1 protein-coding gene is annotated in these 2,536 nt (G+C 73.1%); it reads left to right on the top strand.

Features of this window, described 5'->3' with window-relative positions; translation table 11 throughout:
- On the top strand, positions 1-2,536 hold a 2,536-nt coding region (locus OC439_RS30095; protein ID WP_262016370.1), incomplete at both ends, for a condensation domain-containing protein.

Genomic DNA, 2,536 nt, shown 5'->3' with positions numbered 1-2,536 from the left:
GATCGCGGACGTCTGGCGGCAGGTGCTGCGCGTCGACCGGATCGGCATCCACGACGACTTCTTCGACCTGGGCGGCCACTCCCTGCTCGCCACCCTCGCGGTGGCCCGACTGGTGAAGGCGCTCGACCGTCCCGTCGACGTGCGGACCTTCTTCGCCCACCCCACCATCGCCGAGTTCGCCGCCGCGCTGCCCGCGTCCACCGCCGGCACCGCGCCCGCGATCACCCGGCTGCGGCGCAGCGGCGACTTCCCGCTCTCGTTCGCGCAGGAGCGGATGTGGTTCCTGCACCGGCTGGAGCCCGACGCGCCCGACTACATGGCGGCGCTGGCCTGGCGGGTGGACGGACCGCTGCACCGGGACCGGCTCGACCGGGCGCTGCGGCAGCTCGTCGACCGGCACGAGTCGCTGCGGACCACCTTCCCCGTGGTCGGCACGCAGCCGGTGCAGCGGGTCGCTGCCATCGGCGACGTGACCGCCGACTGGTACGACACCCGATCCGCCGCCGACCCGTACACCGAGGCGGTGACGCAGGCCGAGCGGGAGCTGCACCGCCCGTTCGACCTGGCGTCCGGCCCGTTGTTCCGGGCCCTGGTCTGGCAGCTCGGGCCGGAGGACCACCTGCTCGTGCTGGCCATGCACCACATCGTCTCCGACGGCTGGTCGATGGGCGTGCTGGTACGCGAACTGGGTGCCGCCTACGCCGGGGAGTCGCTGCCGGAACTGCCGGTGCAGTACGCCGACTACGCCGGCTGGCAGCGCCGGGAACTCACCGGCGAGCGGCTCGACACCGAACTGGCCCACTGGCGGGAGCGGCTGGCCGGCCTGCCCGCGCTGGAACTGCCCACCGACCGGCCCCGGCCGGCCCGCCCGTCCTGGGCCGGCGCGACCCACGAGTTCACCCTGGACCCCGAACTGGTGGCCGCGCTGGAGCGGATCGGCCGCGCGCACGGCGCCACGCTCTACATGACGCTGCTGGCCGCCTTCCAGGCGGTGCTGGCCCGCTGGACCGGGCAGGACGACTTCGGCGTCGGGGTGCCGGTGGCCGGGCGCACCCGGCCCGAGGTGGAGAACGTCATCGGCTTCTTCGTCAACACAGTGGTGATGCGCGCCGACCTGAGCGGCGACCCGACGTTCACCGAGCTGCTCGGCCGGGTCCGTGACCGGGCGCTGGACGCCTACCAGTACCAGGAGCTCCCCTTCGAGCGGGTGGTGGAGGAGCTGCGCCCGGACCGGGAGGCAGGCCGGACCCCGCTGTTCCAGGCCATGTTCGACCTGGAGGTGCGCTCGATCGCCGCGCCCCGGCTCGGCGCCGCGCGGCTGCGTCCCGCCGAGATCCCGTTCGACGTCACCAAGTTCGACCTGATGGTCACGTTCACCACCGACCCCGGCGCGGCCGGCGGCTTCGTGCAGTACCGGACGGATCTGTTCGATGCGGTGTCGATCGGTCGGTTGGTGGGTCGGTGTCGGGAGTTGTTGGTGGCGGTGGTGGCTGATCCGGGTGTGCGGGTTGGTGGGTTGGGGTTGCCGTCGGGGGAGCGGGGTGTGTTGCGGCGTTTCGGTGCGCCGGAGGTGGTGGGCCGGGTGGTGGATCCGGTGGTGGGGTTCGAGGAGCGGGTGCGTCGTGGTGTGGGTGCGGTGGCGGTGGTTGCCGCGGGTGGGGTGGTGTCGTACGGGGAGTTGAACGCGCGGGCGAATCGGGTGGCGTGGTGGTTGCGGGGTCGTGGTGTGGGTCCGGAGTCGCTTGTGGGTGTCCGGTTGCCGCGTGGGGTGGACATGTTGGTCGCGGTGTTGGGTGTGTTGAAGGCGGGTGGCGCGTATGTGCCGATCGACCCCTCCTGGCCGGCGCAGCGGCGGGAACTGCTGACCTCCGACCTCGGCGTGAGCGTGGTGCTGGACGGCGAGTTGCCCGATGGTGGCCGTGACGACGACCCGGGTGTGCCGGTGGACGGCGGCCAGCTGGCGTATGTCATCTACACGTCGGGCTCGACCGGCCGGCCGAAGGGTGTCGGCGTGTCGAGGGCGGCGATGGCCGCGCACGTGTCCCGGATGCGACGCCGGTTCGGACTCGGTCCGGCCGACCGGGTGCTCCAGTTCGCCGCGCTGGCCTTCGACGCCTCCGTCGAGCAGATCTTCCCGGCGCTGAGCTGCGGGGCGGCGCTGGTGCTGCCCGAGCACGGCCTGGTCGCCCCGGCCCAGCTCGTCGCCGACGTGGAACGGCACCGGGTGACGGTGATGGAGGTCGTCCCCGGCTACCTCACCGAGCTGATCGCCGAGGTCACCGCCGACGGCACCTCCGCGCCCACCTGGAGCCCGGCCGCACTGCGGCTGCTGGTGCTCGGCGGGGACGAGGTACGCCCGGCCGACCTGGCCTGGTGGCGGCGGCACCACCCGGACGTCGCCGTGGTCAACACGTACGGCCCCACCGAGACCACGATCAGCGCCACCGTCTACGACGTGCCGTCCGCCGTGGACGGCGCGGTGCCGATCGGCCGGGCGGTGGGGGACCGGGCGTTGTACGTGCTGGACGGTTCGCTG

It is taken from the genome of Micromonospora sp. Mcm103, from assembly GCF_024519755.1.
In the GTDB taxonomy this organism is placed as follows: domain Bacteria; phylum Actinomycetota; class Actinomycetes; order Mycobacteriales; family Micromonosporaceae; genus Micromonospora; species Micromonospora aurantiaca.
The sequence above is the reverse complement of the archived record's forward strand: the minus strand, read 5'-3'. Positions and strand labels throughout refer to the sequence as shown.